The 24795-nt window shown below is 66.3% G+C and carries 31 protein-coding genes; 15 read left to right on the forward strand and 16 right to left on the reverse strand.

Annotated elements, in window-relative coordinates; genetic code table 11:
• Window positions 1-5 precede the first annotated feature (5 nt).
• A complete protein-coding gene (locus G6N47_RS13690; RefSeq protein ID WP_083133046.1) occupies window positions 6-803 on the forward strand; it encodes a dienelactone hydrolase family protein in 798 nt (265 codons plus the stop codon).
• Here G6N47_RS13690 and G6N47_RS13695 read toward each other — a convergent pair.
• The 4 genes from G6N47_RS13695 to G6N47_RS13710 are packed head-to-tail and all read right to left on the reverse strand — an operon-like array spanning window position 784 to window position 4537.
• On the reverse strand, window positions 784-1875 hold the full coding sequence (locus G6N47_RS13695; RefSeq protein ID WP_083133045.1) for an AI-2E family transporter: 1092 nt from the start codon (window positions 1873-1875) through the stop codon (window positions 784-786). The genes G6N47_RS13690 and G6N47_RS13695 overlap by 20 nt on opposite strands.
• 33 nt (window positions 1876-1908) lie before the next feature.
• Window positions 1909-2736, reverse strand: coding sequence for an SDR family NAD(P)-dependent oxidoreductase (locus G6N47_RS13700; protein WP_083133044.1), 828 nt, complete (start codon window positions 2734-2736; stop codon window positions 1909-1911).
• Window positions 2733-3488, reverse strand: coding sequence for an SDR family NAD(P)-dependent oxidoreductase (locus tag G6N47_RS13705; protein WP_083133043.1), 756 nt, complete (start codon window positions 3486-3488; stop codon window positions 2733-2735). The genes G6N47_RS13700 and G6N47_RS13705 overlap by 4 nt, the downstream gene beginning before the upstream one ends.
• Window positions 3485-4537: an NAD-dependent epimerase/dehydratase family protein gene (locus tag G6N47_RS13710; protein ID WP_083133042.1), complete on the reverse strand. Its 1053-nt coding sequence runs from the start codon at window positions 4535-4537 to the stop codon at window positions 3485-3487. Before G6N47_RS13710 ends, G6N47_RS13705 begins: the two co-directional genes overlap by 4 nt.
• A gap of 91 nt (window positions 4538-4628) precedes the next feature.
• Between G6N47_RS13710 and G6N47_RS13715 the strand changes: the two genes are divergently transcribed.
• Together G6N47_RS13715 and G6N47_RS13720 are read left to right on the forward strand one after the other, a co-directional pair.
• A complete protein-coding gene (locus tag G6N47_RS13715; protein ID WP_045382195.1) occupies window positions 4629-4907 on the forward strand; it encodes a DUF1876 domain-containing protein in 279 nt (92 codons plus the stop codon).
• A gap of 4 nt (window positions 4908-4911) precedes the next feature.
• Entirely contained in the window at window positions 4912-5436 is a 525-nt protein-coding gene (locus G6N47_RS13720; protein WP_083133041.1) for a 2'-5' RNA ligase family protein, read from the forward strand.
• A 45-nt stretch (window positions 5437-5481) separates the two neighbouring features.
• Here the strand turns inward: G6N47_RS13720 and G6N47_RS29420 are convergent, their stop codons facing one another.
• From G6N47_RS29420 to G6N47_RS13755, 7 genes are all read right to left on the reverse strand, one after another.
• Complete coding sequence (locus G6N47_RS29420; RefSeq protein WP_197945477.1) at window positions 5482-6039, reverse strand: DUF2510 domain-containing protein; 558 nt, start codon at window positions 6037-6039, stop codon at window positions 5482-5484.
• A 341-nt stretch (window positions 6040-6380) separates the two neighbouring features.
• Window positions 6381-6677 carry a hypothetical protein gene (locus tag G6N47_RS13730; RefSeq protein ID WP_083133040.1) on the reverse strand — a complete coding sequence of 99 codons (297 nt, stop codon included), beginning with the start codon at window positions 6675-6677 and terminating at the stop codon, window positions 6381-6383.
• Window positions 6678-6689: 12 nt separating this feature from the next.
• Window positions 6690-7109: a hypothetical protein gene (locus tag G6N47_RS13735; RefSeq protein ID WP_083133039.1), complete on the reverse strand. Its 420-nt coding sequence runs from the start codon at window positions 7107-7109 to the stop codon at window positions 6690-6692.
• A gap of 206 nt (window positions 7110-7315) precedes the next feature.
• Window positions 7316-8425 carry a 3-beta-hydroxysteroid dehydrogenase gene (locus G6N47_RS13740; protein ID WP_083133038.1) on the reverse strand — a complete coding sequence of 370 codons (1110 nt, stop codon included), beginning with the start codon at window positions 8423-8425 and terminating at the stop codon, window positions 7316-7318.
• 59 nt (window positions 8426-8484) lie between these two features.
• Entirely contained in the window at window positions 8485-8706 is a 222-nt protein-coding gene (locus G6N47_RS13745; RefSeq protein ID WP_083133037.1) for an exodeoxyribonuclease VII small subunit, read from the reverse strand.
• Window positions 8696-9940, reverse strand: a complete 1245-nt coding sequence (gene xseA / locus G6N47_RS13750; RefSeq protein ID WP_083133036.1) for an exodeoxyribonuclease VII large subunit — start codon at window positions 9938-9940, stop codon at window positions 8696-8698. Before xseA ends, G6N47_RS13745 begins: the two co-directional genes overlap by 11 nt.
• On the reverse strand, window positions 9937-10509 hold the full coding sequence (locus tag G6N47_RS13755) for a lipid droplet-associated protein (RefSeq protein WP_083133035.1): 573 nt from the start codon (window positions 10507-10509) through the stop codon (window positions 9937-9939). Before G6N47_RS13755 ends, xseA begins: the two co-directional genes overlap by 4 nt.
• Before the next feature lie 75 nt (window positions 10510-10584).
• Between G6N47_RS13755 and G6N47_RS13760 the strand changes: the two genes are divergently transcribed.
• Complete coding sequence (locus tag G6N47_RS13760) at window positions 10585-11586, forward strand: 4-hydroxy-3-methylbut-2-enyl diphosphate reductase (RefSeq protein WP_083133034.1); 1002 nt, start codon at window positions 10585-10587, stop codon at window positions 11584-11586.
• Between the two features lie 5 nt (window positions 11587-11591).
• Here the strand turns inward: G6N47_RS13760 and G6N47_RS13765 are convergent, their stop codons facing one another.
• Entirely contained in the window at window positions 11592-12596 is a 1005-nt protein-coding gene (locus G6N47_RS13765; RefSeq protein WP_139799620.1) for a DUF6542 domain-containing protein, read from the reverse strand.
• Between the two features lie 172 nt (window positions 12597-12768).
• On the opposite strand from G6N47_RS13765, the gene ychF reads away from it, so the two are divergent.
• The 4 genes from ychF (at window position 12769) to G6N47_RS13790 (ending at window position 15520) form a co-directional block, all read left to right on the forward strand.
• Window positions 12769-13842, forward strand: coding sequence for a redox-regulated ATPase YchF (gene ychF / locus G6N47_RS13775; RefSeq protein ID WP_083133032.1), 1074 nt, complete (start codon window positions 12769-12771; stop codon window positions 13840-13842).
• Between the two features lie 77 nt (window positions 13843-13919).
• Window positions 13920-14432: a VOC family protein gene (locus tag G6N47_RS13780; protein WP_232080207.1), complete on the forward strand. Its 513-nt coding sequence runs from the start codon at window positions 13920-13922 to the stop codon at window positions 14430-14432.
• Window positions 14433-14873: 441 nt separating this feature from the next.
• The gene (locus G6N47_RS13785) at window positions 14874-15122 is read left to right on the forward strand and encodes a type II toxin-antitoxin system Phd/YefM family antitoxin (protein ID WP_083133030.1); all 249 of its coding nucleotides are present in this window, start codon (window positions 14874-14876) and stop codon (window positions 15120-15122) included.
• On the forward strand, window positions 15119-15520 hold the full coding sequence (locus G6N47_RS13790; RefSeq protein ID WP_083133029.1) for a type II toxin-antitoxin system VapC family toxin: 402 nt from the start codon (window positions 15119-15121) through the stop codon (window positions 15518-15520). The genes G6N47_RS13785 and G6N47_RS13790 overlap by 4 nt, the downstream gene beginning before the upstream one ends.
• Here G6N47_RS13790 and G6N47_RS13795 read toward each other — a convergent pair.
• On the reverse strand, window positions 15517-16218 hold the full coding sequence (locus G6N47_RS13795) for a guanylate cyclase (RefSeq protein ID WP_083133028.1): 702 nt from the start codon (window positions 16216-16218) through the stop codon (window positions 15517-15519). The genes G6N47_RS13790 and G6N47_RS13795 overlap by 4 nt on opposite strands.
• A 26-nt stretch (window positions 16219-16244) precedes the next feature.
• Between G6N47_RS13795 and G6N47_RS29195 the strand changes: the two genes are divergently transcribed.
• Entirely contained in the window at window positions 16245-16406 is a 162-nt protein-coding gene (locus G6N47_RS29195; RefSeq protein WP_139799619.1) for a hypothetical protein, read from the forward strand.
• Here G6N47_RS29195 and G6N47_RS13800 read toward each other — a convergent pair.
• A complete protein-coding gene (locus G6N47_RS13800; protein WP_083133027.1) occupies window positions 16396-17208 on the reverse strand; it encodes an adenylate/guanylate cyclase domain-containing protein in 813 nt (270 codons plus the stop codon). The genes G6N47_RS29195 and G6N47_RS13800 overlap by 11 nt on opposite strands.
• Before the next feature lie 123 nt (window positions 17209-17331).
• Between G6N47_RS13800 and G6N47_RS13805 the strand changes: the two genes are divergently transcribed.
• Together G6N47_RS13805 and gnd are read left to right on the forward strand one after the other, a co-directional pair.
• Window positions 17332-18741, forward strand: a complete 1410-nt coding sequence (locus G6N47_RS13805) for a glucose-6-phosphate dehydrogenase (protein WP_083133026.1) — start codon at window positions 17332-17334, stop codon at window positions 18739-18741.
• Window positions 18654-19787 (forward strand): phosphogluconate dehydrogenase (NAD(+)-dependent, decarboxylating), encoded by a 1134-nt coding sequence (gnd, locus tag G6N47_RS13810; protein WP_232080208.1) that lies wholly within the window; start codon window positions 18654-18656, stop codon window positions 19785-19787. The genes G6N47_RS13805 and gnd overlap by 88 nt, the downstream gene beginning before the upstream one ends.
• Here gnd and G6N47_RS13815 read toward each other — a convergent pair.
• Entirely contained in the window at window positions 19777-20625 is an 849-nt protein-coding gene (locus G6N47_RS13815; protein WP_083133024.1) for an alpha/beta fold hydrolase, read from the reverse strand. The genes gnd and G6N47_RS13815 overlap by 11 nt on opposite strands.
• 155 nt (window positions 20626-20780) lie before the next feature.
• On the opposite strand from G6N47_RS13815, the gene G6N47_RS13820 reads away from it, so the two are divergent.
• Genes G6N47_RS13820 through G6N47_RS13835 form a run of 4 tightly spaced genes read left to right on the forward strand, consistent with a single transcriptional unit; the run spans window position 20781 to window position 23309 of the window.
• Window positions 20781-21254, forward strand: coding sequence for a VOC family protein (locus G6N47_RS13820; RefSeq protein ID WP_083133023.1), 474 nt, complete (start codon window positions 20781-20783; stop codon window positions 21252-21254).
• 57 nt (window positions 21255-21311) lie between these two features.
• Window positions 21312-21863 (forward strand): mammalian cell entry protein, encoded by a 552-nt coding sequence (locus tag G6N47_RS13825; RefSeq protein WP_139799618.1) that lies wholly within the window; start codon window positions 21312-21314, stop codon window positions 21861-21863.
• Complete coding sequence (locus tag G6N47_RS13830) at window positions 21860-22390, forward strand: hypothetical protein (RefSeq protein WP_083133021.1); 531 nt, start codon at window positions 21860-21862, stop codon at window positions 22388-22390. Before G6N47_RS13825 ends, G6N47_RS13830 begins: the two co-directional genes overlap by 4 nt.
• Window positions 22391-22403: 13 nt before the next feature.
• Window positions 22404-23309 carry an alpha/beta fold hydrolase gene (locus G6N47_RS13835; protein ID WP_083133020.1) on the forward strand — a complete coding sequence of 302 codons (906 nt, stop codon included), beginning with the start codon at window positions 22404-22406 and terminating at the stop codon, window positions 23307-23309.
• A gap of 2 nt (window positions 23310-23311) precedes the next feature.
• On the opposite strand, the gene G6N47_RS13840 is transcribed toward G6N47_RS13835, so the two are convergent.
• Window positions 23312-24676, reverse strand: a complete 1365-nt coding sequence (locus G6N47_RS13840) for a 13E12 repeat family protein (protein WP_083133019.1) — start codon at window positions 24674-24676, stop codon at window positions 23312-23314.
• Window positions 24677-24795 lie beyond the last annotated feature (119 nt).

Genomic DNA, 24795 nt, shown 5'->3' on the forward strand with positions numbered 1-24795 from the left:
AGCAGATGACCGCACCCGAAGCAGATCTGACCGGCTGGACTGCAGCGCCGTTCACGGGCGGCGGCTACACGCACGACGTCTACCGCAAGGGTGGGGGACCCGGCGTGGTGCTGATCCCCGAAATACCGGGCATCCATCCCGGTGTACTGGCGCTCGGTAATCACTTGGTGGACAACGGCTTCACGGTCGCGATCCCGTCGCTGTTCGGCGAGCCTGGCCGGGCGGTCACGATCGGTTACGGGGTATCCACCATCGCTCGCGCCTGTGTGGCAAGGGAATTCGCAGCGTTCGCGACCAACAAGAACAGGCCGGTGTCGCAATTCCTGCGGGCGCTGGCCCGTGACCTCAACGCGTCGACGCCCGGCAAGGGCGTCGGCGTGATCGGCCAATGCTTCACCGGCGGATTCGCGCTGGCCGCCGCCGTCGACGACAGCGTGTTGGCGCCCGTGCTCAGCCAGCCGTCGCTGCCGATACCGCTGACCCTGCGTCACCGACGCGATCCCGGCCTGTCCGAACCGGAGCTGAATCGCGTCGCCGAACGCGCTGCCAATGACGGCCTGTGCGCGATGGGTCTGCGCTTCAGCGAGGACTGGATGTCGCCGCGCGATCGTTTCGCCACGCTCAAAGAGCGGCTCGGCGACGCGTTCGAGGTGATCGAAATCCCTTCCGGCGCAGGCAACGAGCACGGCTTTTCCAAGATGGCGCATTCGGTGCTCACCGACGAGGTCCGCGAGGTCGAGGGGCACCCGGCCTACGAAGCGCGCAAGCGGGTGGTCGAATTCCTCACTGCTCGTCTGACGTAGCCGGCTCCTCCTCGTCGGCGCCTCGGTACGCCGCGAGATAGACCTCGATCGTGGTGACCACGACGATCATCAGCACCGGTCCGATGACGATGCCCCATGGGCCGAACATCGCGATCCCGGCGAACACCGCCAGCAGCATCAGCGCCGGGTTGAGCCGGGCATCGCGCGGCACCAGCACCGGCCGCAAGAAGTTGTCCAGGTTGGTCACCACGATCAGATGCCAGAGCACCACGAATGCGCCGCCAAAGATGTTGCCGAAGAACATCATTCCGATGCCGAACGGGATCGTGACGATGCCGCCGCCCAACGGGATGATCGACAGCGCAGTGAGCAGGATCGCGAAAATGAAGAAGCCGTGGTGGAATCCGGCGATGTAGATCGACGCGGCTCCGGCCACGCCCTGGCACAGTGCGATCACGAACTGGCCGCTGACCGTGCCGCGCACCATCGAGCCCATCTTGCGCAGGTAGAGGTCGGTGACTTCTTCGCCGAGCGGATTGAGCCTGCGGATCAACGTGGTCAGCTTTTCGCGATGGGTCAACAGCGCGACGAACACGTACAAGAAGATGATCGCCGACGTGACGGCGCCGAACACGTTTCCGGCGGTGTCCTGCAGAACGTGCAGAAACCATTGGCCGGCCTTCTGCGCAACCGTCACCATCGCCTTGCGCAGCGAATCCGCCGAGACCGTCGTGTGCACAAACGGCACCCGTGCCAGCAGGTCGTTGACGACGTGCAAACCCTTGTCGCCCAGCTGGTTCAGATCGGTGCGCTGGACCCACTCGGCGACGTGCACGACCATCCGGGAAATCTGCGCGATCGCCAGCAGCACCACCAGGGTCAGCGGAACGATGACGGCCAGCAGCGCCACCAGCAGCGTGCAGGTGGCCGCCAACCCGGTGGACAGCCGCCGGTCGAACCACTGGAAAAGCGGTGTGAACAAATACGCGCCGACGGCTGCGACCACGATCAGCACGAAATAACTGCGCAGGAAATACGCCGCGAACAGCAGGGCGATAAGCGTGAAGACGGCCAGCGCGCGTTTCTGGCTGGGGGTGAATTCGATGTCCATCACCCGCCCTCCACGTCGGTCCCGACGTGAACGTTAGCGCTGGGCGGCCGATCTGGCGGCTTGGCGCGCCCGTTGTGCGCTGATGAATCGGATCGACAACCGTTGCAGCAGACCGGGCGCCAGCCGCGCGAACAGCCACGAGGCGTACGCGCGCCTCGGCACCACCAGCAGCGCCTTGTTGCGCTCGATCGCCTTGAGCGTGTCACGGGCAAGCCGGTCGGGGTCGTAGGCGGACTTCATGCCCTGCCCGCGCAGGTAGTAGTCGCGGCCCACGAACCCGCCGATGGCGCCCTTGTCCAGGATCGGTGTCTCGACGGCCGCGGGGCAGATGGCCAGCACCCCCACACCGCGCGACACGGCCTCCGAGCGCAGCGCCAGCGACAGCCCGACAACCGCATGCTTGGTCATCACGTAGCTGGTGATCTGCCCGGCCGCGGTCAGCCCGGCCATCGACGCGGTGTTGACGATGTGCCCGTGGCCCTGTCGCAGCATCACCGGGTACGCCGCGGCCACGCCGTGCACCACACCGCGGATGTTGACGTCGATGATCGCATTCCACTGGTCGAGCGTCAGCAGTTCGGTGTCGCCGCCCCAGGTGATGCCGGCGTTGTTGAACATCAGGTCCAGCCGGCCCGCGCGGGCCACGACGTCGTCGACGGCGGCCTGCACGGCGGCCGGATCGGTGACGTCGAGAACCGCTGAGCGGGCATTACGCAGGCCCGCAACAGTTTTCGCGGCGGCATCGCCGTCGATGTCGGTGCATACGACGTCGGCGCCGGCGGCCGCCAGTGTCCGGCACAGCGCCGCGCCGATGCCCGAGCCGCCGCCGGTGACAATCGCCTGCTTGCCTTCGAAACTCATTGCTGCCCTGCCAACTTCATCACGTGCCCGTAGACGTCGGGGTAGCGCTTCAGGTGTGCGCCGCCGTTGAGGTCGAGCACCTCACCGGTCAGCCATGGCGCCTTGCACATGAACACCACCGCCTCGGCGACCTCCTCGGGCGTACCGCCTCGGCCCAGCGCCGTGTTCTCGAGGTAATCGTCGAGCACGCCTGGGATCTGGGTTACCGGCTCGGTGAGCGGGGTGTGCACGAACCCGGGCGCGACGGCATTGACCCGGATGCCGCGCGCCCCCAGCTCGAGGGCGGCGACCTGGGTCAGCATCGACAGCCCGGCCTTGGCCGCGCAGTAGGCGCTCATCGCCGCGGCGGGTTGCCGGGCGTTCAGCGAACTCAACGACACCAGCGCCCCGCCGTCGTGCAATTGCGGTGCGGCGTGCTTGATCACCAGGAAGGCGCCGGTGAGGCAGACGTCGACAACCGAACGGAAGTCCTCGACGGCCAGGTCGGTGATCAGCCCGACTCCGCCGAACCCCGCGGTATTGACGACGACGTCGAGCGGTCCGGTGTCGGCGAACAACCGCCGCACAGAATCCTCGTCGGTGACTTCGACATTCGCCGACACGTGCGGATCACCGAGCTCGGCGGCGACGGCCCGCGCACCGTCGGCGTTGCGGTCGGCGACAGTGACGCGGCAGCCGTCGGCGGCCAATGCATGCGCGACCGCGCGGCCGATGCCGGATGCGCCGCCGACGACAACAGCGCTACGAGTCATGCCCTGAAGTCTCCCCATTTGGCGGTGATCACACCCCACGGGTCGGCATAGCGCCCGGGGTAGCGGTAATACGGCGATCGACGCTTGAGTAACTCGTGTGCCAATGGGGCCGCGAGCCGTGCCGGGTAGCGCCGCCAGCCCGTCCGCTCGGCGGTGTCGATCAGCAGCTGTGGCCACGAAATCCGTTGGAAGTCAAGTACTTCCTGCGATCGCGTGGTGTCCATCCAGTCGGTGGCAAACCAATCGTCGTCGCTGTCGGGATTTCCCTTGCGGCCCAATGGAATTGCACCCGTCAGGCCCATGGCCGCCGCGGTGGCCGGCGCGAGATCACCCTGGGTCAGCCGGTGCGAGTCGTCGCCGCCGATCAGCAGGGTCTCGCCGACGGCGGGCGCGGTGGTAGCCGCCGCGAAGGCTCGGGCGACGTCGCGCACCTCGACGGTCTGGATACGGCCGTCGATCGGCAGCGACGCCTCGAAGTAGATGGTGTCCAGGTCGACGTCGAAGCGCGGCTCGGCGGTGAGCACACCGCCCAGTCGCAGGATCACGAAGTCGAGCCCGCAGTCGCGCACCAGCTGCTCGGCCTCCACCTTGTGGGCGCCGTAGATGTCCGACGGCCGCAGCGGGGTGTCGGCCGTCAGGAGGTTGGTGATGCGATACGGGTTGCGAGCGCCGTATGCGGCGACGCTGGAGGCTTGGACGAATCGGGGCGGCGACGCTAATCCCTTGGCGGACTTGAGCAATAGGCCGGTGGCATCGACGTTCACGGCGCGGGCCAGCGCCGGCCGGGCGTAGCACAGCGGCGGGATGATCGCGGCGAGGTGGATGATTGCCGCGGGGTTCACCGCGGCCAGCAGTGCATCGACGGCGGCCGGGTCGGTCAGATCGGCCCAGCGCACGTCGACGGCCCCGGGCAGCTTCTCGGCGGCCTTGCGGTTGGCGGGCACGTCGAGGTCGGTGGCGACGACGTGGCGGCCTTGGTCTACCAGCCGTCGCACCGTAGCAGAGCCGACCAGCCCGAATGCCCCAGTGACCAACACTGTCTCAGTCATGGCGCATTACGCTACACGTCGACGCGAAAATGATCAGCACTCGCATGTGGGCACCCGAAAGTGGCAGGCTAGTCACCGGAAGGTGATGGCAATGTACGACCGCAATTTGGACTACAACTGGCACGTCGACATCGAGTTCGACGAGGACGACACCCATACCCACGCCACTGTTCGCGCACAACGCGGTGACGGCAAGACGATGACAACCTTGGGCGATGCCTACCGCCACCCGGGGGACGCCAGCCAACCGATGATCGGTGAGGAGATCGCCGCCGCGCGGGGGCTGATCGCGTTGGGCACCGAGCTGCTGCAGGACGCCTCGCTGCGGATTGAGCAGGTCACGCACCAGCCGGTCCACCTCTACCGCTGACTCCGTGGCCCTGGCGGTTTGCCTGCTCTTCGACCGGCGATCCGAGCGGGCGATCCGCGGGTTGTGGGACCGAATCGAAGACCGGGGTGTGCCGAGCCTGCGTTCGCATACTCATGGCTGTCACGTGCCGCATGTGTCGTACGCGGTGCTGCGCAGCTGGGATCAGCCCGCGGTGACGGCGGCGCTGGCTGACTTGCGCGACGGCGGCCCGGTGGAACTCAGCTTCGACGGTGTGGGGTTGTTCCGGCGCGGGCGGACGTGGTTGGTGGCGGGGGTGAGCGCGGATTTCGTTGCGCGCCAAGCGCGGGTGGTCGAGGCCGTGACCGCGACCGGCGCGGAACTGCACAAGCACTACGTCCCGGGAATCTGGCTGCCGCACTGCTCGCTGGCGCCGCGCGCGATGCTGGCGCAGCTGCCGGAGGTGGTGGGCGCGGTGTTGGACGTGTTGCCGCTGCGGGCGCGGTTGGACCGCGCCGCACTGGTCAACAGCGCGACGGGTGAGGTCTGCCCGCTGCCGTGGCTACCGTGACCGGCGCCCGGCCAGGATGCCGGCGATCCAACGGGAATACTGCGTTTACGCTGCGGGCGGAGCGGTAGTGTCCGTCCATCGTGATCCGTCCCAATATCGTTGGATCTGCGCATTATTCGGGTCGGGGTACCAGCCTGCCGGAACAGATGGGGCCGGCGCGGGCTGCTGAAGTCCGTTATGTTCGGCAAGTTGCCGACGGCTGGCCATGTTCAGCGCGGTGGCGAACTGCCTCGCGGACGCGTCCGCGTTGCCACCGTACTTTGCGCTCACCGTCTTGGTGATTGCCGTATTCGGCCCTTCCACGATGAGGTGGACTTGGCGGTTGTCCTGGCTGTCGGTCGCTACGTTCCCGCTCCCGCCATATACCGATCCTCTTACGGTGGAGGTGACGCTGCCGCTGTTCTCGACCCGTGCCGTTAGCCCCGCGAGAGGATGGCGCGGCGCATTCTCCTTGTAGCCCTCGATCAACTCGGTCCGGGTCATGCGTATGCCGGCCCAGTCGGCGATCACCCCATCCCTAGCGTTGGCCTTGTTGGCACGAATTCGATAGACAACAACAAAAACAATTACCGCGACGAACATAAGAAATAAGAGTGACAACATGATTAGTTCCTTCCTCAGTTCTCCAGTGGAGGCATGGGCTGACCGCTCATCAGACTGTCGATGCATTGGGCGTGCCTGGTGGCCGAGTGATACATGGCGCACCGAGGGTCATTGGGGTTGACCTGAGGGGGAACCGACCCCGCCGGATCGATACAGGTACCAATTAGGAGGTCTGGTCGGCCCTGCAGGCCGAGGTTCGAGGTGCAGTCATTACAGGCTTGAGTAGGGGTGGGGTGGGCCGCTGAGCCGCACGGGTAGGCCGTGGCGACCGGGGCTGGGGCCACCGCCACGCCCCCCGCGATCAGCAGCGCGGTGAACAGGAGCTTTCTCACGGTAGGTCCTTACTGGTAGTTGCTGTGGTCGCAGGGCAGCACGGGCTGCTGTGGTGGGAAGCCCGGCAAGAAGTGCGGGTCCTTGCACGGCGGGCAACTGTTGTACCAATGACTGTTGCAGTTGTCGGCGTTCGCGGGCGCGAACTGGTTCGGGTCGTACGAACCTGTCGGGTCGGAGCACTCGGCATTGTGCGGGCCTGGTCCGGCGCACGACGGAGTGGCCGTTGCCGGCGACGTCGGGATGAGCAGCAACGGCGCGAGCGCAATGGCAGCCGCCGCTGCCAGGGTGAGTGGTGTGAATTTCATTGCGTTCCTTTCCTATGCGCCGCAGTCGTAACTGTTGGCCTTGGAGCCGTTGATCAACTTGCAGAACGGGAAACCCTGATCCGCGCCTGCAACGCTGAGGGTCAGGCCGCGGCCACCGTCAACAAGAGTGGCGGTGGCATAGCCGCCGTCCGGCTGATTGCCATAGGCCGTGATATCGGGCTGCGACGGTGGACCTTGCACATAGGTGAAACGGAAGGTCAGCGTGCGCGAACCGGTGACCTCGGTGGCGCTGCCATCGGCATCGATGGTCAGGCTCTCCCCGTGTGCCTGCCACTGGCCGACGAACGGGCTACCGGCCTGCGAGAACGGTTGGCCCAGGGCAGCCTGGCCTCCGGGGTCTGCCTGCACCAGCGGGGCGCACGCGATGCCCGCTGCCAGCACCGCGGGGACCATCATCAGCTTGTGGTTCATCGGCTTGCCCTAGTGAAGCGGCGCCAGCTGTACTTTTGCGACAGCTGGTTTGCTCTGAGTGCAAGTGTGTGACGTCGTCGATCCCAGCGCACGAGTAGTCGGCTACTCCAATTCAGCCGAGGAGTTGCTCCTTTTCAATAACGAAAATCGTCACGCGATCTCCGTTGCAGCTGCTTCCTCGGAGCGCTGGCCCTTGCCGTGACCGCCTACTCCGGCGGGGGAGCAGCGACGACGGACGCCAGCTGGGGCTGGGTGGCGGCCTTGACCTTCTCGAACAGCTCGCAGTAATAGGGCAGGCATTCGGCCATCGCTTGCTCGGTGGTGAACAACGGCTTATAGCCGAGGTCACGCTCCGCCTTGGCGACCGAGAAGTAGTTGTCGAGGTAAAGCCGTTCCACGGCAAGGGGTTCCAGTGGCGGCTGCGGCAGCGCGAACTTGAAGTGCAGCCGCTGCCATACCGACATGACATCACGCACCAGCCGACCCGACACCCGCACGCGCGGCCAGTGCACGCCGCACTCTTCGACGATCGGCCGGGCGAACTCGAACATGTTGATCGGCTCGGCGTCATTGATGAAGTACGCCTGCCCGGGCGCGGTGCCACCGGGCACCAGATGTTCGGCGGCCAGGATGAACCCGTGAATCAGGTTGTGTACGTAAGAGTTATCCAGCTTGGCGTTCTTGCTGCCGATGAGCACTTTGACATGGCCGGCGACAACACTTTCGAACAGCTTGCGAAACATCGTCTGGTCGCCGCGCCCCCAGATGCCGCTGGGCCGGATCGAACAGGTCAGCAGTCCGTCAATCCCGTTCTGCGACAACACGAACTTCTCGGCAACGACTTTGGTTTCGGTATAGAGGTCGTTGAACCGGTCGGTGTAGGGCAGGGTTTCGTCGCCGTTGGCGATGCGCTGGCCGCCCATCACGACGCTGTTCGACGCCGTGTAGACGAACCGTTTCGTCCCGGCCTTCTGCGCCGCGTGTACGAGGTTCTTGGTGCCGTCGACGTTGACCGCGAAACTGCGGCGGCGGTATTCGTCGGTGACCGACGCGCCCCCCATCAACTCGATGATCGCCGCGGTGTGGAACACCGTGTCGATGCCGTCGACCGCAGCAGCAACGACGGCCGGGTCGCAGATGTCGCCCTGTAGCACCTCCAGCCCCGGCTGCGCGGGCAGCGGCGACGGCGCGCGGTCGAACGAACGCACCTGGTAGCCGCGGTCGAGCAGCGTGGTCACCAGGTTCGCGCCGACGAATCCGGAGCCCCCCGTGACCAGGACGCGGCCGAGTTCAGTGGTCAGTGATGCATCACCCATGCGACCAGCATAACTGAAACGTGTTCCAATTCGGGATAGAAATCTGGGAACCGGTTGCCTTATCCACCTTCCTCGGCGTCGCTGGCAGCCAGCGCATCGGCCACTCGCTTGCGAGCTCCAGCTAAGTGCTCTTCACAGCGTTTAGCCAGCTGTTCGCCTCTTTCCCACAGCTTCAGCGACGCGTCTAGGTCTAGCCCGCCCTGCTCCAGCAGTCGGACGACTTCAATCAGCTCGTCGCGGCATTCCTCGTACCCGAGCTCACTAACAGGCCTAGTCTCCATCGGTCGGTCCTTCGCTCGTCGCCGCCACCGCGCCGTCGCCGACCCGTACCCGCAGCCTGGTTCCGGCCGGGGCGTCATGAACCGACCGCAGCACCGCCGCAGGACCGGACGGCGGAACCGTCTGCACCACGGCATAGCCGCGGGCGAGGGTGGCCGCCGGGCCCAACGTTGCCAGCCGTGCGGCCAGATGACCCACGCGGTCGCTCTCGGCTCCGATCAACCGGGTGATGTCGCGGCGCACCGCCGCCCGCGCGCGGTGGATCTCGTCGGCGCGCGCGGTCAACCCCGCCAACGGCTCGGCCAGCACCGGGCGGCTGCGCAACGAGGCCAGTGCGCGTTCTTCCCGAGACACCCAGTTGCGCAACGCCTGGGCGCTGCGCCGCCGCAGGTCGTCGATCAGATGCTGCTCGGCCGCGGTATCCGGCACGATCTTCTTCGCCGCATCGGTCGGGGTGGCGGCGCGCAGATCGGCAACCAAGTCGCACAACGGATTATCGGGTTCGTGACCCACCGCGCTGACCACCGGAGTGCGGCACGCCGCGATCGCGCGGCACAGCGTCTCGTCGGAAAACGGCAGCAGGTCCTCGACGCTGCCGCCGCCGCGGGCCACCACGATCACATCCACGTCCGGGTCGGCGTCCAATTCGCCTAACGCGTCGACGATCTGCGGGACGGCGTTGGGGCCCTGCACGGCGGTGTTGCGCACCGCGAAGCGTACCGCGGGCCAGCGCGCGGCGGCCACTGTCGTCACATCGTGCTCGGCGGCGCTGGCCCGGCCGGTGATCAGCCCAATAACACTGGGCAGGAATGGGATTGGCCGCTTGAGCCGCGGATCGAAGAGTCCTTCGGCGTCCAGCAGCCGGCGCAGCCGCTCGATGCGCGCGAGCAGCTCGCCGATACCCACCGCGCGAATTTCACTCAGCCGCAACGAGAATGTGCCCCGGCCGGTGTAGAAGGTGGGCTTGCCGCACACCACCACTTGGGTGCCCTCGGCCAGTTTGACCGGCGCACTCAGCACCAGATCACGTGGGCACGTCACCGTCAGCGACATGTCGGCGGCGGGGTCGCGCAGCACCATGAACACGGTCTTGGAGTCCGGCCGGATATTGATCTGAGTCAGCTGGCCTTCCACCCACACAGTGCCCAGCTTGTCGATCCAGCCCGCCACCCGGATGGCTACCGCGCGGACCGGGAAGGGGTTCTCGGCTGAATTCGGTTGCGCGGCTTGGGTCACTTCGCGGTCGCGCGGGTGATCCTGTTGGCCAGCAGCGTCTGGAACGGCGCGCGCGCCCGGGTGGCCTCTTCGTAGGCCAGCAACGCCTCGAGCTCGTCGACGTCCAAAGTGTTGAGCCGGGCCCGCAGCTGAGCCAGCGTCAGGGTCTCGTAGTCGAGCTCCTTGGCCACCGGCGGCGCGGGCGTGTCGGACGTCGGCTTCTTCTTGGCGTGCCTGGCTATCGGCGAATCGGCCGGCGCATCGGATGTCGAGTACAGCGCGAACCGCCCTTCGGCGCGGCGATCGCTGTCGGAGGCGTCGACGCCGACGGGCTGCTCCTCGTCCAGGTCCTCGTCGAACGTTGCCCACTCCGGCTGCTCGTCCTTCGGCGGGAAGATGGTCTCCAGGGTGGCGTCGCCCTTGATCACCAGATCGGCCATGTTCTGTTGGAAGCGCATCACGAGGTGCGCGGCTTGGCTGGCCAATGTCATCGGGTACATCAGGATGGTTTTCGGCAGCTTGATCGTCTCCTCGACGGCGACGGTCGCCGCCCCCACCAGCAGCCGAACCCCATACGGTGCAGTAGCCATGCGTCCCAGCCTGCCTTAAGCAGCGGTCAAGTCCAAGCTGGCGGCTGCATGTCGGCGGAAAGTACCCTGGTTGGCATGCCGCCGACCGTCAACATGGGGATTCCGGGTGCGTCCAGCTCGGTGGTCGAGCCTGCCACCGGCAAACGGGTGCTGCTGGCCGAGCCCCGCGGGTATTGCGCCGGCGTCGACCGCGCCGTCGAGACGGTCGAGCGGGCGCTCGAAAAGCACGGCCCGCCGGTCTATGTGCGCCACGAGATCGTGCACAACCGGCATGTGGTCGAGACGCTGGCCAAGGCGGGCGCGGTGTTCGTCGACGAGACCGACGAGGTTCCCGAGGGCGCCATCGTGGTGTTCTCCGCGCACGGCGTCGCGCCGACGGTGCACACCTCGGCCGCCGAACGCAAGCTGCAGGTCATCGACGCCACCTGCCCGCTGGTCACCAAGGTGCACAACGAAGCCAAACGGTTCGCCCGCGACGACTACGACATCCTGCTGATCGGTCATGAGGGCCATGAGGAAGTAATCGGCACCGCTGGCGAGGCGCCCGACCACGTGCAGCTGGTCGACGGGCCGAGCGCCGTCGAGCAGGTCACGGTCCGCGACGAGAACAAGGTCATCTGGCTCTCGCAGACCACGCTCTCCGTCGACGAGACCATGGAGACAGTCCAGCGCCTGCGGGAGCGCTTTCCGAAGCTGCAGGACCCGCCCAGCGACGACATCTGCTACGCCACCCAGAACCGCCAGGTAGCGGTCAAGGCGATGGCGCCCGAGTGCGAGCTGGTGATCGTCGTCGGCTCGGCCAACTCGTCGAACTCGGTGCGGCTGGTCGAGGTGGCGCTGGGTGCGGGTTCTCGCGCCGCGCACCTGGTGGACTGCGCCGACGACATCGACCCGGCATGGCTCGACGACGTCACCACCGTCGGCGTCACCTCCGGCGCTTCGGTGCCCGAAATCCTGGTGCGCGGTGTGTTGGAGCGGTTGGCCGAACACGGCTACGACGTGGTGCAGCCGGTGACGACGGCCAACGAGACGCTGGTGTTCGCGCTGCCGCGAGAAATCCGCCCCGCCCGTTCCTAGTGTTGCTAGGTCTGGTCGGGCGGAGCTGGGTTCCGGTAGCGAACCCGCGAGATCGGGTGATGCGTTGCCGTGGCGCCGGTCGGTGCGGGCCGGCGGCGCGGGGGCTCTGCAGGTTTTGCCGGCTCGTACGGCTCGATGGGGTCGTACGGGTCGAAGCGACTGCTGCGGCGGGTTGCCGCGCCGCTGCGACGGACATGCGGGTCGCGGCGGATCTCCCGCGGCGGCCGGCCGCGCAAATCCGGGTCGCGCGGCGTCCTGGTCCGTCGCGGTGGGTCGGGCAAATCGGCGTCGCGGGCGGGCGCCGGGCGTCGACGACGGGTGCGGTCGACCGCGGGGTCGTCATCCAGCGGCGGCCGCACATGGCGGGATCGCGAGGCGGCCGCGCGCCTCGCCGGTCGTTCACTGGTTGCCTTGGCCGATCTCGTCGAACGCTGGCTGCGTCGTGTCCGGGCCGTCGCGGTCTTGCTGGTGTGCTCGGGCTTGGCAGATTGGCGCCCGAGGAGCGACGCCAGCTTCGCGACGAGGCTGTCCTTGCGTTCGCTGGCCGTGTCGGCTTCGCCTGTCGCCGCCGAGCGCGCGGCCATGCCCAGATACCAGCGGACCATCCCGATCAGCAATACGGCCGCCGAGGTGAACAGCATCAGCGGGAAACGCTCGATCAGCGGATAGCCACAGTTGATCAGCAGGTCCTTGAGCCCGGCGATTTTGGCGCCGTGGAACAGCCAATACGCCCCCGGCACCGCGCAGAACAGGATCAGCGGCGGCTGGATGACCGCGGTGAACACGCCGGCCTGCCGCACCGCCAGTACTGCGGCCAGGCAGCCAATGACGTAGAGGGCGGAGAAGACGCCGGTCAGCTCCTTGTTTCCCGATCCGGCGTCGAACGCAAAACCCGCCGCCGTGGCGGTCACGCCGATGACGACAGCCGCCCACCATGGGACACCGGGCATGGTCGGGATGATCGAGCGGTGATCCGCCGCCACCGCCGATCTCGCCCGCTGTGCTGACACACGTTGACCGTACCGGCTCAGCGCCGAAAGGCGCGTAAAGACCTGCCCCTGGACTTGCGGGGTGATCCGCTTCGCCCGGCTTCGCCGCGCTTGCGATCACCTCGTCGTTTGGGGGGTGATCCGCTTCGCCCGGCTTCGCCGCGCTTGCGATCACCCCTACACTTGGCTCCCTGTGAGCTTGAGCCTGGGGATCGTGGGTTTGCCCAACGTCGGCAAGTCGACGCTGTTCAACGCGTTGACCAAAAACGACGTGGTGGCCGCCAACTACCCGTTCGCGACCATCGAACCCAACGAGGGCGTCGTCCCACTGCCCGATCCACGGCTACCCAAGCTGGCCGAGATGTTCGATTCGGAGCGGATTGTCCCGGCTCCGGTGACGTTCGTCGACATCGCCGGGCTCGTCGCGGGCGCTTCCGAAGGCGCCGGGCTGGGCAACAAGTTCCTGGCCAACATCCGCGAGTGCGACGCGATTTGCCAAGTGGTGCGGGTGTTTTCGGACGACGACGTGGCCCACGTCGCCGGGCAGGTCGACCCCAAATCCGATATCGAAGTCATCGAGACCGAGTTGATCCTGGCCGACCTGCAAACCCTGGAACGCGCCGTGCCGCGGCTGGAGAAAGAGGCCCGCAACAACAAGGACCGCAAGCCGGTCCACGAGGCCGCAGTGGCGGCCCAGCAGATCCTTGACGGCGGCAAGACGCTTTTCGCCGCGGGCCTGGACGCCTCGCCGCTGCGCGAGCTGAACCTGCTGACCACCAAGCCCTTCCTGTACGTGTTCAACGCCGACGAAGCCGTGTTGACCGACGCTGAGCGGGTCGCCGCGCTGCGCGAGCTCGTCGCGCCCGCCGATGCGGTGTTCCTGGACGCCAAGATCGAAGCGGAACTGGCCGAGCTCGACGACGAGTCGGCCGCCGAGCTACTGGAGTCCATTGGTCAGACCGAACGCGGCCTCGATGCGCTGGCCCGGGCCGGCTTTCACACACTGAAGCTGCAGACGTTCCTGACGGCCGGGCCCAAGGAGGCGCGGGCGTGGGTCATCCACCAGGGCGACACCGCGCCGAAAGCGGCCGGAGTAATCCACTCGGACTTCGAAAAGGGTTTCATCAAGGCCGAAATCGTGTCCTACGACGACTTGGTCGCCGCCGGGTCGATGGCGGCCGCCAAGGCTGCCGGCAAGGTACGGATGGAGGGCAAGGACTACGTGATGGCCGATGGCGACGTGGTGGAGTTCCGCTTCAACGTGTAATCGCCGAGCGTGGTGGTCCGCGTCATTCACATCACGCATCGGCGTGGTGGCGCGGTGTTAGTCACGTCGAGTTCGCGGTGTTGGACTATGACACCTCCATCGCGTTCTACGACGCGTTGTTCGGCTGGCTGGGATACAGCAGCTTCTCGTCGCTGAACATGGAGTACCAGTCGACGTACTACATGACGCGCTACGTCAACCCGCACAGTTACATCGGCATTCAGCCGGCCCGGACTGGGGGAAGGCTGACGCACAGCGACCAGGCGGTCGGCATCAACCACATTGCGCTGTGGGCACGGAACAGAAAGGAAGTCGACCGCTTTCATCGTGAATTCTTGATCGGGCGGGATGTTCCGGTCACTGACGAACCAAAGGAGTACCCGCAATACTGGCCCGGCTATTACGCAGTCTTCTTTGACGACCCGATCAATGGGATTCATTGGGAACTGGCCTGGATACCGAAAGTTCCCAGCCCTCGCCAGGTTTGGTCGTTCTATCGTACGATCCGTGGTTTTGCCCAGGCTCGGCCGGATCTCGCAAACACGGTGCTCGGCGTCACCTTTCAGGCAAGGCGACGCCTGCCGTCCTGATATCTCTACTTGCCTGGACCCCAGCCAAGGGGGAATCTCTAGCAGATGGCGACTCTAAAGCAAACGAGACGGTGGTCGGCGAGCGTGCTGGTGGCTTTGTCCGCTCTCGGACTGTCCGGCGGCATCGCTCAGGCGGCCCCTGGCCATCATTGGTGCCCGGGTAATTCTTGGGACCCGAGCTGGGGCACGGCCTACGACTGGGACTGGAGTCAATGCCACGACTGGCAAGGCGCAGCGGGTCCGGCGGGCTTCGGTCCCTGGGGACCCCCACCGACGTGGGCGCCGCCGCAGCCACCTCCACCGCCGTGGGCGCCTGGGGCGCACGTGATGTGGAAGACCACCGACAATGCTTGGGGTTTCTGGAACAACAAGGTTTGGACTCCCATCTAAGAAACCGTAGCGAGTGTAGCGACGCGTAGCACAATTCGCTACACTCGCTACATGGCGCATGTGATCGCGCAGCGCGAGTTGCGCAACCAGAACGCGAAAGTGATTGACGCCGTGGCAGCCGGCGAGTCCTTTATCGTCACGCGCAACGGCGAGCCGGTCGCCGAACTGCGACCGATCCGGACTGGCCGTCGCTCCTTCGTTCCGCGGGATGAGGTGGTTGCGCTGGCGGCGGCGGGCGTCCGAATCGATCGCCATCAGTTCCGCGAAGACCTTGATCGTGCGATCGATCAGCGCCTATGAACGCTGCGTCTGGACTGCTCGACACCTCGGTCGTCATCGACTGGCACGACCCGGATGTCATCAAGTCGTTGCCGGACCAGATGGCGATATCGGCCATTACCGCCGCCGAATTGGCTGCCGGACCGCAACTCGCCGCTACTGCCACCGAAGCGGCCAAGCGACAGCAACGGCTGCAAGAGATCGAGGCGAAGTTCGAGCCGCTTCCGTTCGACGGGGCGGCGGTACGCAGCTATGGACTTGTGGTCGCCGCCGTAGTCGGCGAAGGCCGCAAACCGCGAAGCCGGTTTGCGGACCTGCTGATCGCCGCCACAGCGCACGCCAACGGGCTAGATCTCTACACACGCAACGCCGAAGACTTTGCGGGGCTTGATGATCTGGTTCGCGTCGTAGCGATTTAACCCGGCGGGACGCTGACGGCGACTTCGTCGCCGAGCCGATAACCCGGCGCCAACGGCAACGTATCGCCGCTCCAAAACGAGCCGGGGTCAAACCAATTCGACGGCTTTTCGATGGCGAGCAATCCCATCTCCTGGTAGGTGATCGCGACCGTCTCGGCGCAGTAGGCGGTCTCCAGGCCGACGTCGTTCCGCTGCGCTCTGCGCCGTCGCGCGACGTCGCGAACCTTCTTGTCTACCAAAGGGATTCCTTCTACCCAGTCGTACGCGGTAGGGATCCGACCCAACAGCCAACGCCCGGTGAGTCGCGCCGCGGTGGGGAAGGGGGTGCCGTCCAGGCGGGCGATGACCCGCAGCATGCGGTCCTCCTGCTCGCGGTCGGCATACGGCGTCAGCTGACGCAGCCAGCAGCGCTGGTGATAGTGGTGCACCCACCGTTCGACGGCTTGGCGGGCGTCGTTGAGTTGCACGCCGCGGTGGTTGGTGCCCGTCCAGATGTCGGTCAACTTGTCGCCGAGCTCGGCATGCCAGATCAACGGCGGCAGGTCGTCGATGGCCACCGTCATCCCGACGTGGTTGACCGGGCTGTTCGACAGCGTCTGAATCGTGCGGTCGGGTCGGGAGCTGCCGCGAAACAGCCAGATGTCGCCGGTGCGGGTCTCCTCCAGCGCACGCTCCAGAGTCACGGTACTGGTGTCCACCAGAGCACCATAGGCAGACTTACCCCATGCGCAACGTGTGGAAGTGGCTCGGGGTGGCCGGTCTGGTCGGCGTCGCTGCCGGGGGAGTGCTGGTGGCCCGCGACCAGCGGCGGCGAAAGTCCTACACGCCCGACGAAATCCGGGCCCGGCTGCACCAGCGGCTGGCCGAATCCGAGACTAAGCGCTAACCGCGTAGAGCCGCTGGGTGCCGCTGAACCCCTTCAGCTCGACGTCGCGGCCGTCGTCGAACCCGATCCCGTCACAACCGTCGACGGCGTCGCGCACCGCCTCGCTGACCAGGATCTCCCCGCCGGCGGCCTGCGCCGCGACCCGGGCCGCCATCGCGACGTTGCGGCCGAACAGGTCGTCGCCGCGGCGCACCGAACGACCCATGTGAATCCCGATCCGCACCCGAAACCCGTTGCGCCGCTTGCGTTGAGCATCTCGGGCCAGCGCGCGCTGGATGTCGACACCACAGCGCACCGCATCCTCGGCGCGGGAGAAGGCGATCATGAAGCCGTCGCCCTGACTTTTCACGACATGCCCTGAGTAGTTCTTGACCAGCCGGCGCACCAGCTTGTCGTGGGCGTCGATCAACTTCACCCAGGCGCGATCGCCGATCCGTTCGTTGAGCGCGGTGGATTCCTCGATGTCGGAGAACAAGATCACCACACGCCCATCCGGGGTGACCCGGGCCAAGTCGGGCCGCTCGACTTCGGCCCAGTCGGCGAGGTCCTCGATCGAGCTGCGGACCGCGGCGCCGAGTCCTTCCTTGCGGACCAGGTTCGCGGTCTGCCACACCGTCTTGACCGCCTCGCGGCCCCCGGACAGCAGCCAGCTCCGGCTATCGGCACGGCGTCGCAGCGCCTGCGCCTCACGGCGGCTGCGGGTCAGCGCCGCCCACAGGAAGGCCAGCGCGGCGGCTTCGGCCACGGCGACACCCGCCAGGACGTAGACCGCGAGCATCAGCGGGTCACCCATGCCTGGCATCTTTCCCTTTTCTTCTCCGCGAAAGTGCAACTGCCGATGTGTTTACCGAGTGCACCCGTCGTGGAATGCACTTTCGCGGGTCTAGGGTTGAGCCTGTAGCCGATTTTGGGGGAGGGTCCGGTATTGGCCGAGCGCGGCGGTGGCTCCTCAGAGATGCTGGTGGTCTTCGGCATCACCGGAGACCTGGCGCGCAAGATGACTTTCCGGGCGCTGTACCGCCTGGAGCGCAGCAAGGCGCTGCAATGTCCGATCTTGGGAGTCGCCGCCGACGACATCACGACGCAGGAACTGGTCAAGCGGGCGCACAAAGCCATCACCGACACCGGCGAGACGATGGACGACGCGGTGTTCGACCGGCTTGCCGACCGGTTGTCTTACCTGCACGGCGACGTCACCGACTCGGCGCTGTACAAGGAGCTGGCCACGCAGATCGGCTCGGACCGCCATTGCCTGTTCTACCTCGAGATGCCGCCGTCGCTGTTTGCCCCGATCGTCGAGAACCTGGGCAAGGCGGGGCTGCTGCAGCAGTCGCGGGTCGCGGTGGAGAAGCCGTTCGGCCACGACCTGGCCTCGGCGCGCGAATTGAACGACGCGTTGCGCAGGGTACTTGCTGAGGAGCAGATCCTGCGTGTGGACCACTTCCTGGGCAAGCAACCCGTCGTCGAGCTGGAATATCTGCGGTTCGCCAACACGACCCTGGCCGAGCTGTGGGACCGCCGCACCATCTCCGAGATTCACATCACGATGGCCGAGAATTTCGGTGTCGAGGACCGGGGCAAGTTCTACGATGCCGTCGGCACGTTGCGCGACGTCGTGCAGAACCATCTGCTGCAGGTGCTCGCACTGGTCGCGATGGAGCCGCCAGTCGGTCCAAGCGCCGACGATCTCAACGACAAGAAGGCCGAGGTGTTCCGCGCGATGCCGGCGCTGGACCCGAAACATTATGTGCGAGGGCAGTATCGCGGCTACACCGACATCGATGGCGTGGCCAAGGACTCACAGACCGAGACGTTCGTGGCGCTACGGACGGAAATCGACAACTGGCGCTGGGCCGGGGTACCGATTTTTCTGCGTGCCGGCAAGTCGTTGCCCGAGAAGGTAACTGAGGTTCGCTTGTTCACTCGCCGCGTTCCCGCATTGGCGTTTCTGCCCAAGCGCGAACGGGCGTCGCGCAATCAAATCGTGCTGCGTATCGACCCGGACCCCGGCATGCGCTTGCAGCTGGTGGCCAAAGACGGTGACTCCTCCTGGCGCGACGTGCATCTCGACTCCTTGTTCGCTGCTGAGTTGGGAGAGCCACTGCAGCCGTATGAGCGGCTCCTGTCCGCCGGACTGAGCGGCGATCGGCAGCTGTTCGCCCGAGAAGACAGCATCGAGGAGACGTGGCGGATCGTGCAGCCGCTGCTGGACAATCCCGGCGACGTCCACGAATACGAGCCCGGCTCATGGGGTCCCGACGCCGCACGAGCGCTGCTGCGGGGCCATCACGGTTGGGAAGAGCCCTGGATGCCGAACAACCGCGCGTCGAAGTAAGGAGAACTGACGACATGCAGCTAGGAATGATCGGCCTTGGCCGGATGGGCGCGAACATCGTCCGGCGCGTGGTCAAAGACGGCCACGAATGTGTGGTGTACGACCGCAATCCGGACGCCGTCAAGGCGATGGCCGGCGAGGACAACGTCACCGGTGTGGCGTCGCTGGGCGAGCTCGCCGAGAAGCTCAGCACACCGCGGGTGGTGTGGGTGATGGTGCCGGCGGGCGACATCACCACCGAGGCGATCACTGCGCTGGCCAACGTGCTGCAGACCGGCGATATCGTGATCGACGGCGGCAACTCCTACTACCGCGACGATATGAAGCACGCAAAGCTGTTGTCCGAGCGAGGAATTCGGCTACTGGACTGCGGAACCAGCGGCGGCGTGTGGGGCCGCGAACGCGGCTACTGCCTGATGATCGGCGGCGACGACGACGCCTTCGCTCACGCCGAGCCCATCTTCGCCACTGTCGCGCCGGGCGTGGACGCGGCGCCACGCACGCCCGGTCGCGACGGCGAAGTCGCTCAAAGCGAGAAGGGCTACCTGCACTGCGGGCCGGCCGGGTCGGGGCACTTCGTGAAGATGGTGCACAACGGCATCGAGTACGGGATGATGGCATCCCTTGCCGAGGGCCTGAACATTCTGCGCAACGCCGACATCGGCACCCGCGCCCAGAAGGGGCAGGGCGACGCGGAGACCGCACCGCTGGCCAGCCCGGAGTACTACCAGTACAACATCAACATCCCTGAGGTCACCGAGCTGTGGCGCCGCGGCAGCGTGATCGAATCGTGGCTTCTGGATCTGACCGCGATCGCTTTGCACCAAGCGCCAGATCTGAAGGAGTTCGCCGGTCATGTCTCCGATTCCGGCGAGGGTCGCTGGACCTGCATCGCGGCGATCGACGAAGGGGTGCCCGCTCCGGTGCTGACGTCGGCGCTGTATTCGCGGTTTGCCTCACGGCGCCTCGACGAGTTCGCCGACAAGGCGCTCTCGGCGATGCGCAAGCAGTTCGGCGGCCACGACGAAAAGGCTGCTAGCGGCTGACAAACGACACGACGACGTCGCTGAAGGCGTCGTTGTCGTCGCCGGCGGCGGTGTGGCCGGCTTCGGACAGCTCGACGAACTCGGCGCCCGGCACGGTGGCCAGAAAGTGCTGCACTCCTTCCGGACTCACCACGTCGGAAAGCTTCCCGCGGATCAACAGCACCGGAATGGTCAGGCCCGCGGCGGCGAGCTCGAACTTCTCGGTGCGCAACTGAGGGTCGTCGCCGGGCTTGGTCATGAACGCCGGATCCCAGTGCCAGTACCAGCGGCCGTCGCGCAGCCGCAGGTTCTTCTTCAGCCCCTCCGGGCTGCGCGGCTTGGTCCGATGCGGCAGATAGGCGGCGACGGCGTCGGCGGCCTCTTCGAGCGTGTCGAACCCGTGCAGGCCGCTGACCATGAAGTCGCGGATGCGCGCGCTGCCCTGCTTTTCGAACCGCGGCACCACGTCCACCAGCACCAGTCGGGTGACGCGCTCCGGACCGGCGCGATCCGCGACCAGGATGCCGGTCAACCCGCCCATGCTCGCCCCGATCAGCACGACCGGCCGTGCGATCGCGTCGAGGACCTGCATGACGTCGGCGGTCAGTGTGTCGACGTCGTAGTCCGCGTCGGGTGCCCGATCGCTGTCCCCGTGGCCGCGGCTGTCGAGGGCCACCACGTGGAATCCCTCGTCGGCGAGGATCTGGCCGGTGTTCTTCCAGGAGAACCGGTTCTGGCCGCCGCCGTGCAGCATCAGCACACTCGGCCGGCCGTCTGCCGCGCCCCGGTTCCACTCGTCGGCAACCAGGGTGATCCCGTCGACGCCGGAGTACTCGACGGTCTGCGGTGTGCTGTTCATCGTCCTGACGTTACCTAGCTGGCTGGTGGCGACCCGCTGTGCCCGGCTTCGCCGCGCTTGCGATCGCCACGGACGGTCTATGTCTGCGCGCAGGTGCGATGAGTTTTCCCCGCCGCCTGGGTCGATCCCTATCGAAACGACGACTAGGAGGTGCCATGCCAGCGATCACACCGTCGCTGTGGTTCGACGACAACCTGGAGGAGGCCGCGCAGTTCTATACCTCGGTGTTCCCCAACTCGCACATCGAGGACTTCAAGCGGTATACCGAGGCCGGCCCGGGAGTGCCGGGTTCGGTGGCCTGGGGGAGCTTCGTGCTCGACGGCACGCGGTTCATCGGACTCAACGGTGGGCCGCATTTCCGGTTCACCGAGGCGGTGTCCTTCACCGTCGACTGCACCGACCAGGCCGAGGTCGACTACTACTGGGACCGGCTGACCGACGGTGGCGAGGAATCGCAGTGCGGCTGGTGCAAAGACCGCTACGGGCTGAGTTGGCAGATCGTGCCCCAGCGGCTCGTCGAGTTGGTCAGTGATCCCGATCCCGCGCGTGCCGCCGCGGCCACCCGGGCGATGCATGGCATGCGCAAGATCGTCATTGCGGACCTGGAAAAGGCTGTGGCGCAGGTCTAGCCGGTCAGTCTTAAATTTCGGCGCCCGCACCCGTCAGCGGCACGTAATTTGGAAGCCATGGCTGACGATGTTGCGAACCCTGACGAAAAGCCGGTCCAGGTACCGCAACGGGGCGCCACACGTGGACTCCCGGTCCATCGGATGTCACTGCTGGCCGGGTTGATTGGGATGGTGGTGCTGGCGGGGCTAGTCGGCTGGCTCGGTTTCCGGAGCTACGAGGCGCACGAGTCCGACGCGCGACGCGACCTGTTCGTACAAGCGGCGCGGCAGTCCGCAGTGAACCTGACCACGATCGACTACCAGCACATCGACGCGGACGTGCAACGCATCCTCGACGCATCGACGGGCAGCTTCCACGACAACTTCTCGCAGCGGTGGCGGCCGTTCGTCGATATCGTCAAGCGGGATCACTCGAGGCTGCAGGGCACCGTCGACGAGGCGGGGCTGGAATCGCAGCGCGGCGACGTGGGCCAGGTGCTGGTGGCGGTGACGGTGAAGTCCGCGAATCCCGCAGGGCCACAGCAGGAGCCGCAGGTGTGGCGGATGCGGATCACAGTGCAGAAGACGGGCGGCGTGGGCAAGATCTCCAACGTCGCATTCGTGTCATGACGCAGCCGTCGGAAGCGACCACCGCGCGTCGTGCCACGTGGGCAGATGTGCTCATCTACGGTGTGATCCCCGGTGTGGTGTTGCTGCTCGGGATGGCCGCCGGCTATCTGAAGTGGCAGGATTCGTCGATCCGCAACACCGACGTCGCCCGCATCCAATCAGTGCAGGCCGCAAAGGATTCCGCCGTCGTGTTGCTGTCGTTCCGGCCAGAGTCCGTCGACAAGGATGTCAGGGCCGCACAAGCTCGCTTGACGGGACGATTCCGCGACACCTACTCGCAGGTGACCCAGGATGTGCTGATCCCCAATGCCAAGGAACGGCACGTCTCGGCGGCCGCCAGGGTGCCCGCGGCGGCGTCGGTGTCCGCGTCCGAAAACCATGCGGTGGTGTTGGTGTTCGTCGACCAGACTGTCACGGTGGGTAGCGCGCCGCCGGCCGACGCGGCGTCGAGTGTGCGCGTCACCTTGGACAAAGTCGGCGAGCACTGGATGATCTCCGGATGGGATCCCATCGAACCGCCGGCATGAGAAGGATCAGGTGATGACTGGACCACGTTGGATCGACGTGCACGCCCCCGCGGTGGAACTGAAAGCACTGACGTGGGGGCCGTCCGACGGCCCAATCGCGCTGTGCCTGCATGGTTTTCCTGACACCGCATACAGTTGGCGCAATGTCGCTCCGAGGCTGGCCGAGTCGGGCTGGCGAGTGGTGGCGCCGTTCATGCGCGGCTACGTGCCGTCTGCGATTCCGTCTGACGGCAGTTATCACATCGGGGCATTGATGGACGACGCCCTGCGTGTACGGTCAGCGGCCGGCGGCAGCGACCGCGACGTGATCATCGGCCACGACTGGGGCGCCATTGCCGCGACCGGCTTGGCCGCGATGCCCGACAGCCCCTTCACCAAGGCGGTGATCATGTCGGTGCCGCCGGCGGCGGCGTTTCGGCCTCTGGGGCGAGTGGACGACCGGTTCCGGCTGCTGCGCGAGCTTCCGCGCCAGCTCATGCGCAGCTGGTACATCATGTATTTCCAATTGCCGTGGCTGCCAGAGCGTTCCGCCTCCTGGGTGTTGCCGCGGCTGTGGCGGCAGTGGTCGCCGGCCTATGACGCCGAGGAGGATCTGCGGCATGTCGACGCTGCGATCGGCACGCCGGAGAGCTGGCGCGCAGCGCTGGGCCCGTACCGGGCCACGATCCGTAACACGCGGCCACCCGCGCAGTACGCCGAGCTGCACCGGCATTGGACCGAAGCGCCGGCCTTGCCGAGCTTATATTTACATGGTCGCGACGACGGCTGCGCCACACCGGCTTTCGCGCATTGGACGCAGAAGGTGCTGCCCGCGGGCAGCGACGTGGCGATCGTCGAACACGCCGGACACTTTCTGCAACTTGACCAGCCGGAGGAGGTCGCCGAGTTGGTTCTCAGGTTCATCGGCTCGGCAAGCTAGCGCTACGGGTCGTCTTCGTCGTCGTCTGGCCGGAGGAGTTTGTCGGGGTGCCAGTAGTTGTTGGTGCGGGGTTGGCCGTGGTCGAGGTGTGGGGGTGGTATCCATTCGGTGTCGCCGTGGGTGTTTTTGCGGGTGGTCCAGCCGTCTTCGGTGATGGGGTGGTGCCCGCCGCAGCCTAGGGTGAGGTCGTTGACGTCGGTGGTGTGGCATTGGGCATACGGGGTGCAGTGGTGGGCTTCGCAGTGATAGCCCGGTACCGGGCAATTCGGGAACGTGCACCCGCGATCCTTCGCGTATAACACGATTCGCTGGGCGGGCGACGCTAAACGTTTGGTGTGGTACAGCGCCAGGGCTTTGCCTTTGTCGAAGATGGCTAGGTAGTGGTGGGCGTGGGAGGCGATCCGGATCACATCGGACATCGGCAGTAGTGTTCCGCCGCCGGTGAGGCCGTGTCCGGTGCCGGCTTCGATGTCTTGCAGGTTGGTGGTGACGATGATGCTGGCCGGTAGCCCGTTGTGCTGGCCGAGGTTTCCGGAGGCGATCAGTGCGCGCAGTCCGGCCAGCAGCCCGTCGTGGTTGCGCTGGCCGGTGCTGCGGGTGTCGCGTTGGGCTGTCTCCTCGCAAGGGGTGCCGTCGACGACGGGTGTCGTGTCGGCGGGGTTGCACATGCCGGGGGCGGCGAGTTTGGCCCACACGGCTTCGAGGGTGGCGCGCAGTTCCGGGGTGATCCAGCCGCTTAGGTGTGACATGAGATCGGGGCCTTGTTTGCCCAGGGTCAGGCCGCGTCGGCGCGCCCGCTCGTCGTCGGAAAAGTCGCCGTCGGGGTTGAGGCAGTCGGTGAGCCGCTGGGCCAACATGGCTAGGTCGTCGGGGCGATGCTGCCCGGCCAACTCGGCCAGGTGGGCCTCGGCGTGTGCGCGGGTTTCGGCGTCGACGAAGCCGGGCAGCCGGTGCATGAAACCACGGATCACCGCCACATGACCGGCGCCGATCTGCCCGCCGCGCTGGGCGGCGGCGGTCGCGGGCAACACCGGCGCCAACGGTTCGCCGGTCATCGCCTGGCGCGGCCCGAGGTCTTTGGCTTCGTGAATGCGCCGACTGGCCTCGGCCGGGGTGATGCGCAACCGCTCGGCCAGCGCAAACCGCAGCGTGCCGCCCAACTCAGTCTCGCTGGCCTGTTCGGCCAGCTGGTTGATCAGCGGATGCTCCACCGCCGGCAACCGCCGGCGGATGGTTTCACAGCGCTCCAACATGGCCAGGCATTCCGGGGTGGTCAACGTATCAAACGTCAGGTCCAGGGCGCGCTTCATGGCAGATTCGAGTGCGTCGAAGGCCTCGACGATCTCCTCACGGCTACTCGAACGCATGTTCGAATGGTATCACGGGCGCCGGACAGGCGCCACCACATTCCACAGGCAAAACTAAAGTGACACAAGTGGTTACAGTGGTTGATGGCGATGGACCGCCGCTCTCTGGTTCGCGTGGC

Source organism: Mycobacterium branderi (genome assembly GCF_010728725.1).
Lineage (GTDB): Bacteria > Actinomycetota > Actinomycetes > Mycobacteriales > Mycobacteriaceae > Mycobacterium > Mycobacterium branderi.

Coding starts and splice junctions, on each gene's coding strand:
- G6N47_RS13835 (WP_083133020.1), top strand. CDS start 22,404: ATGACTGGACCACGTTGGATCGACGTGCACGCCCCCGCGGTGGAACTG.
- G6N47_RS13740 (WP_083133038.1), bottom strand. CDS start 8,425: ATGGGTGATGCATCACTGACCACTGAACTCGGCCGCGTCCTGGTCACG.
- G6N47_RS13690 (WP_083133046.1), top strand. CDS start 6: ATGACCGCACCCGAAGCAGATCTGACCGGCTGGACTGCAGCGCCGTTC.
- G6N47_RS13840 (WP_083133019.1), bottom strand. CDS start 24,676: ATGCGTTCGAGTAGCCGTGAGGAGATCGTCGAGGCCTTCGACGCACTC.
- G6N47_RS13730 (WP_083133040.1), bottom strand. CDS start 6,677: ATGAAATTCACACCACTCACCCTGGCAGCGGCGGCTGCCATTGCGCTC.
- G6N47_RS13760 (WP_083133034.1), top strand. CDS start 10,585: ATGCCGCCGACCGTCAACATGGGGATTCCGGGTGCGTCCAGCTCGGTG.
- G6N47_RS13735 (WP_083133039.1), bottom strand. CDS start 7,109: ATGAACCACAAGCTGATGATGGTCCCCGCGGTGCTGGCAGCGGGCATC.
- G6N47_RS29420 (WP_197945477.1), bottom strand. CDS start 6,039: ATGTTGTCACTCTTATTTCTTATGTTCGTCGCGGTAATTGTTTTTGTT.
- G6N47_RS13695 (WP_083133045.1), bottom strand. CDS start 1,875: ATGGACATCGAATTCACCCCCAGCCAGAAACGCGCGCTGGCCGTCTTC.
- G6N47_RS13700 (WP_083133044.1), bottom strand. CDS start 2,736: ATGAGTTTCGAAGGCAAGCAGGCGATTGTCACCGGCGGCGGCTCGGGC.
- G6N47_RS13745 (WP_083133037.1), bottom strand. CDS start 8,706: ATGGAGACTAGGCCTGTTAGTGAGCTCGGGTACGAGGAATGCCGCGAC.
- G6N47_RS13825 (WP_139799618.1), top strand. CDS start 21,312: ATGGCTGACGATGTTGCGAACCCTGACGAAAAGCCGGTCCAGGTACCG.
- G6N47_RS13705 (WP_083133043.1), bottom strand. CDS start 3,488: ATGACTCGTAGCGCTGTTGTCGTCGGCGGCGCATCCGGCATCGGCCGC.
- G6N47_RS13815 (WP_083133024.1), bottom strand. CDS start 20,625: ATGAACAGCACACCGCAGACCGTCGAGTACTCCGGCGTCGACGGGATC.
- G6N47_RS29195 (WP_139799619.1), top strand. CDS start 16,245: ATGCGCAACGTGTGGAAGTGGCTCGGGGTGGCCGGTCTGGTCGGCGTC.
- gnd (WP_232080208.1), top strand. CDS start 18,654: ATGGGGTCCCGACGCCGCACGAGCGCTGCTGCGGGGCCATCACGGTTG.
- G6N47_RS13755 (WP_083133035.1), bottom strand. CDS start 10,509: ATGGCTACTGCACCGTATGGGGTTCGGCTGCTGGTGGGGGCGGCGACC.
- G6N47_RS13785 (WP_083133030.1), top strand. CDS start 14,874: ATGGCGCATGTGATCGCGCAGCGCGAGTTGCGCAACCAGAACGCGAAA.
- G6N47_RS13715 (WP_045382195.1), top strand. CDS start 4,629: ATGTACGACCGCAATTTGGACTACAACTGGCACGTCGACATCGAGTTC.
- G6N47_RS13830 (WP_083133021.1), top strand. CDS start 21,860: ATGACGCAGCCGTCGGAAGCGACCACCGCGCGTCGTGCCACGTGGGCA.
- G6N47_RS13790 (WP_083133029.1), top strand. CDS start 15,119: ATGAACGCTGCGTCTGGACTGCTCGACACCTCGGTCGTCATCGACTGG.
- G6N47_RS13820 (WP_083133023.1), top strand. CDS start 20,781: ATGCCAGCGATCACACCGTCGCTGTGGTTCGACGACAACCTGGAGGAG.
- G6N47_RS13710 (WP_083133042.1), bottom strand. CDS start 4,537: ATGACTGAGACAGTGTTGGTCACTGGGGCATTCGGGCTGGTCGGCTCT.
- G6N47_RS13800 (WP_083133027.1), bottom strand. CDS start 17,208: ATGCCAGGCATGGGTGACCCGCTGATGCTCGCGGTCTACGTCCTGGCG.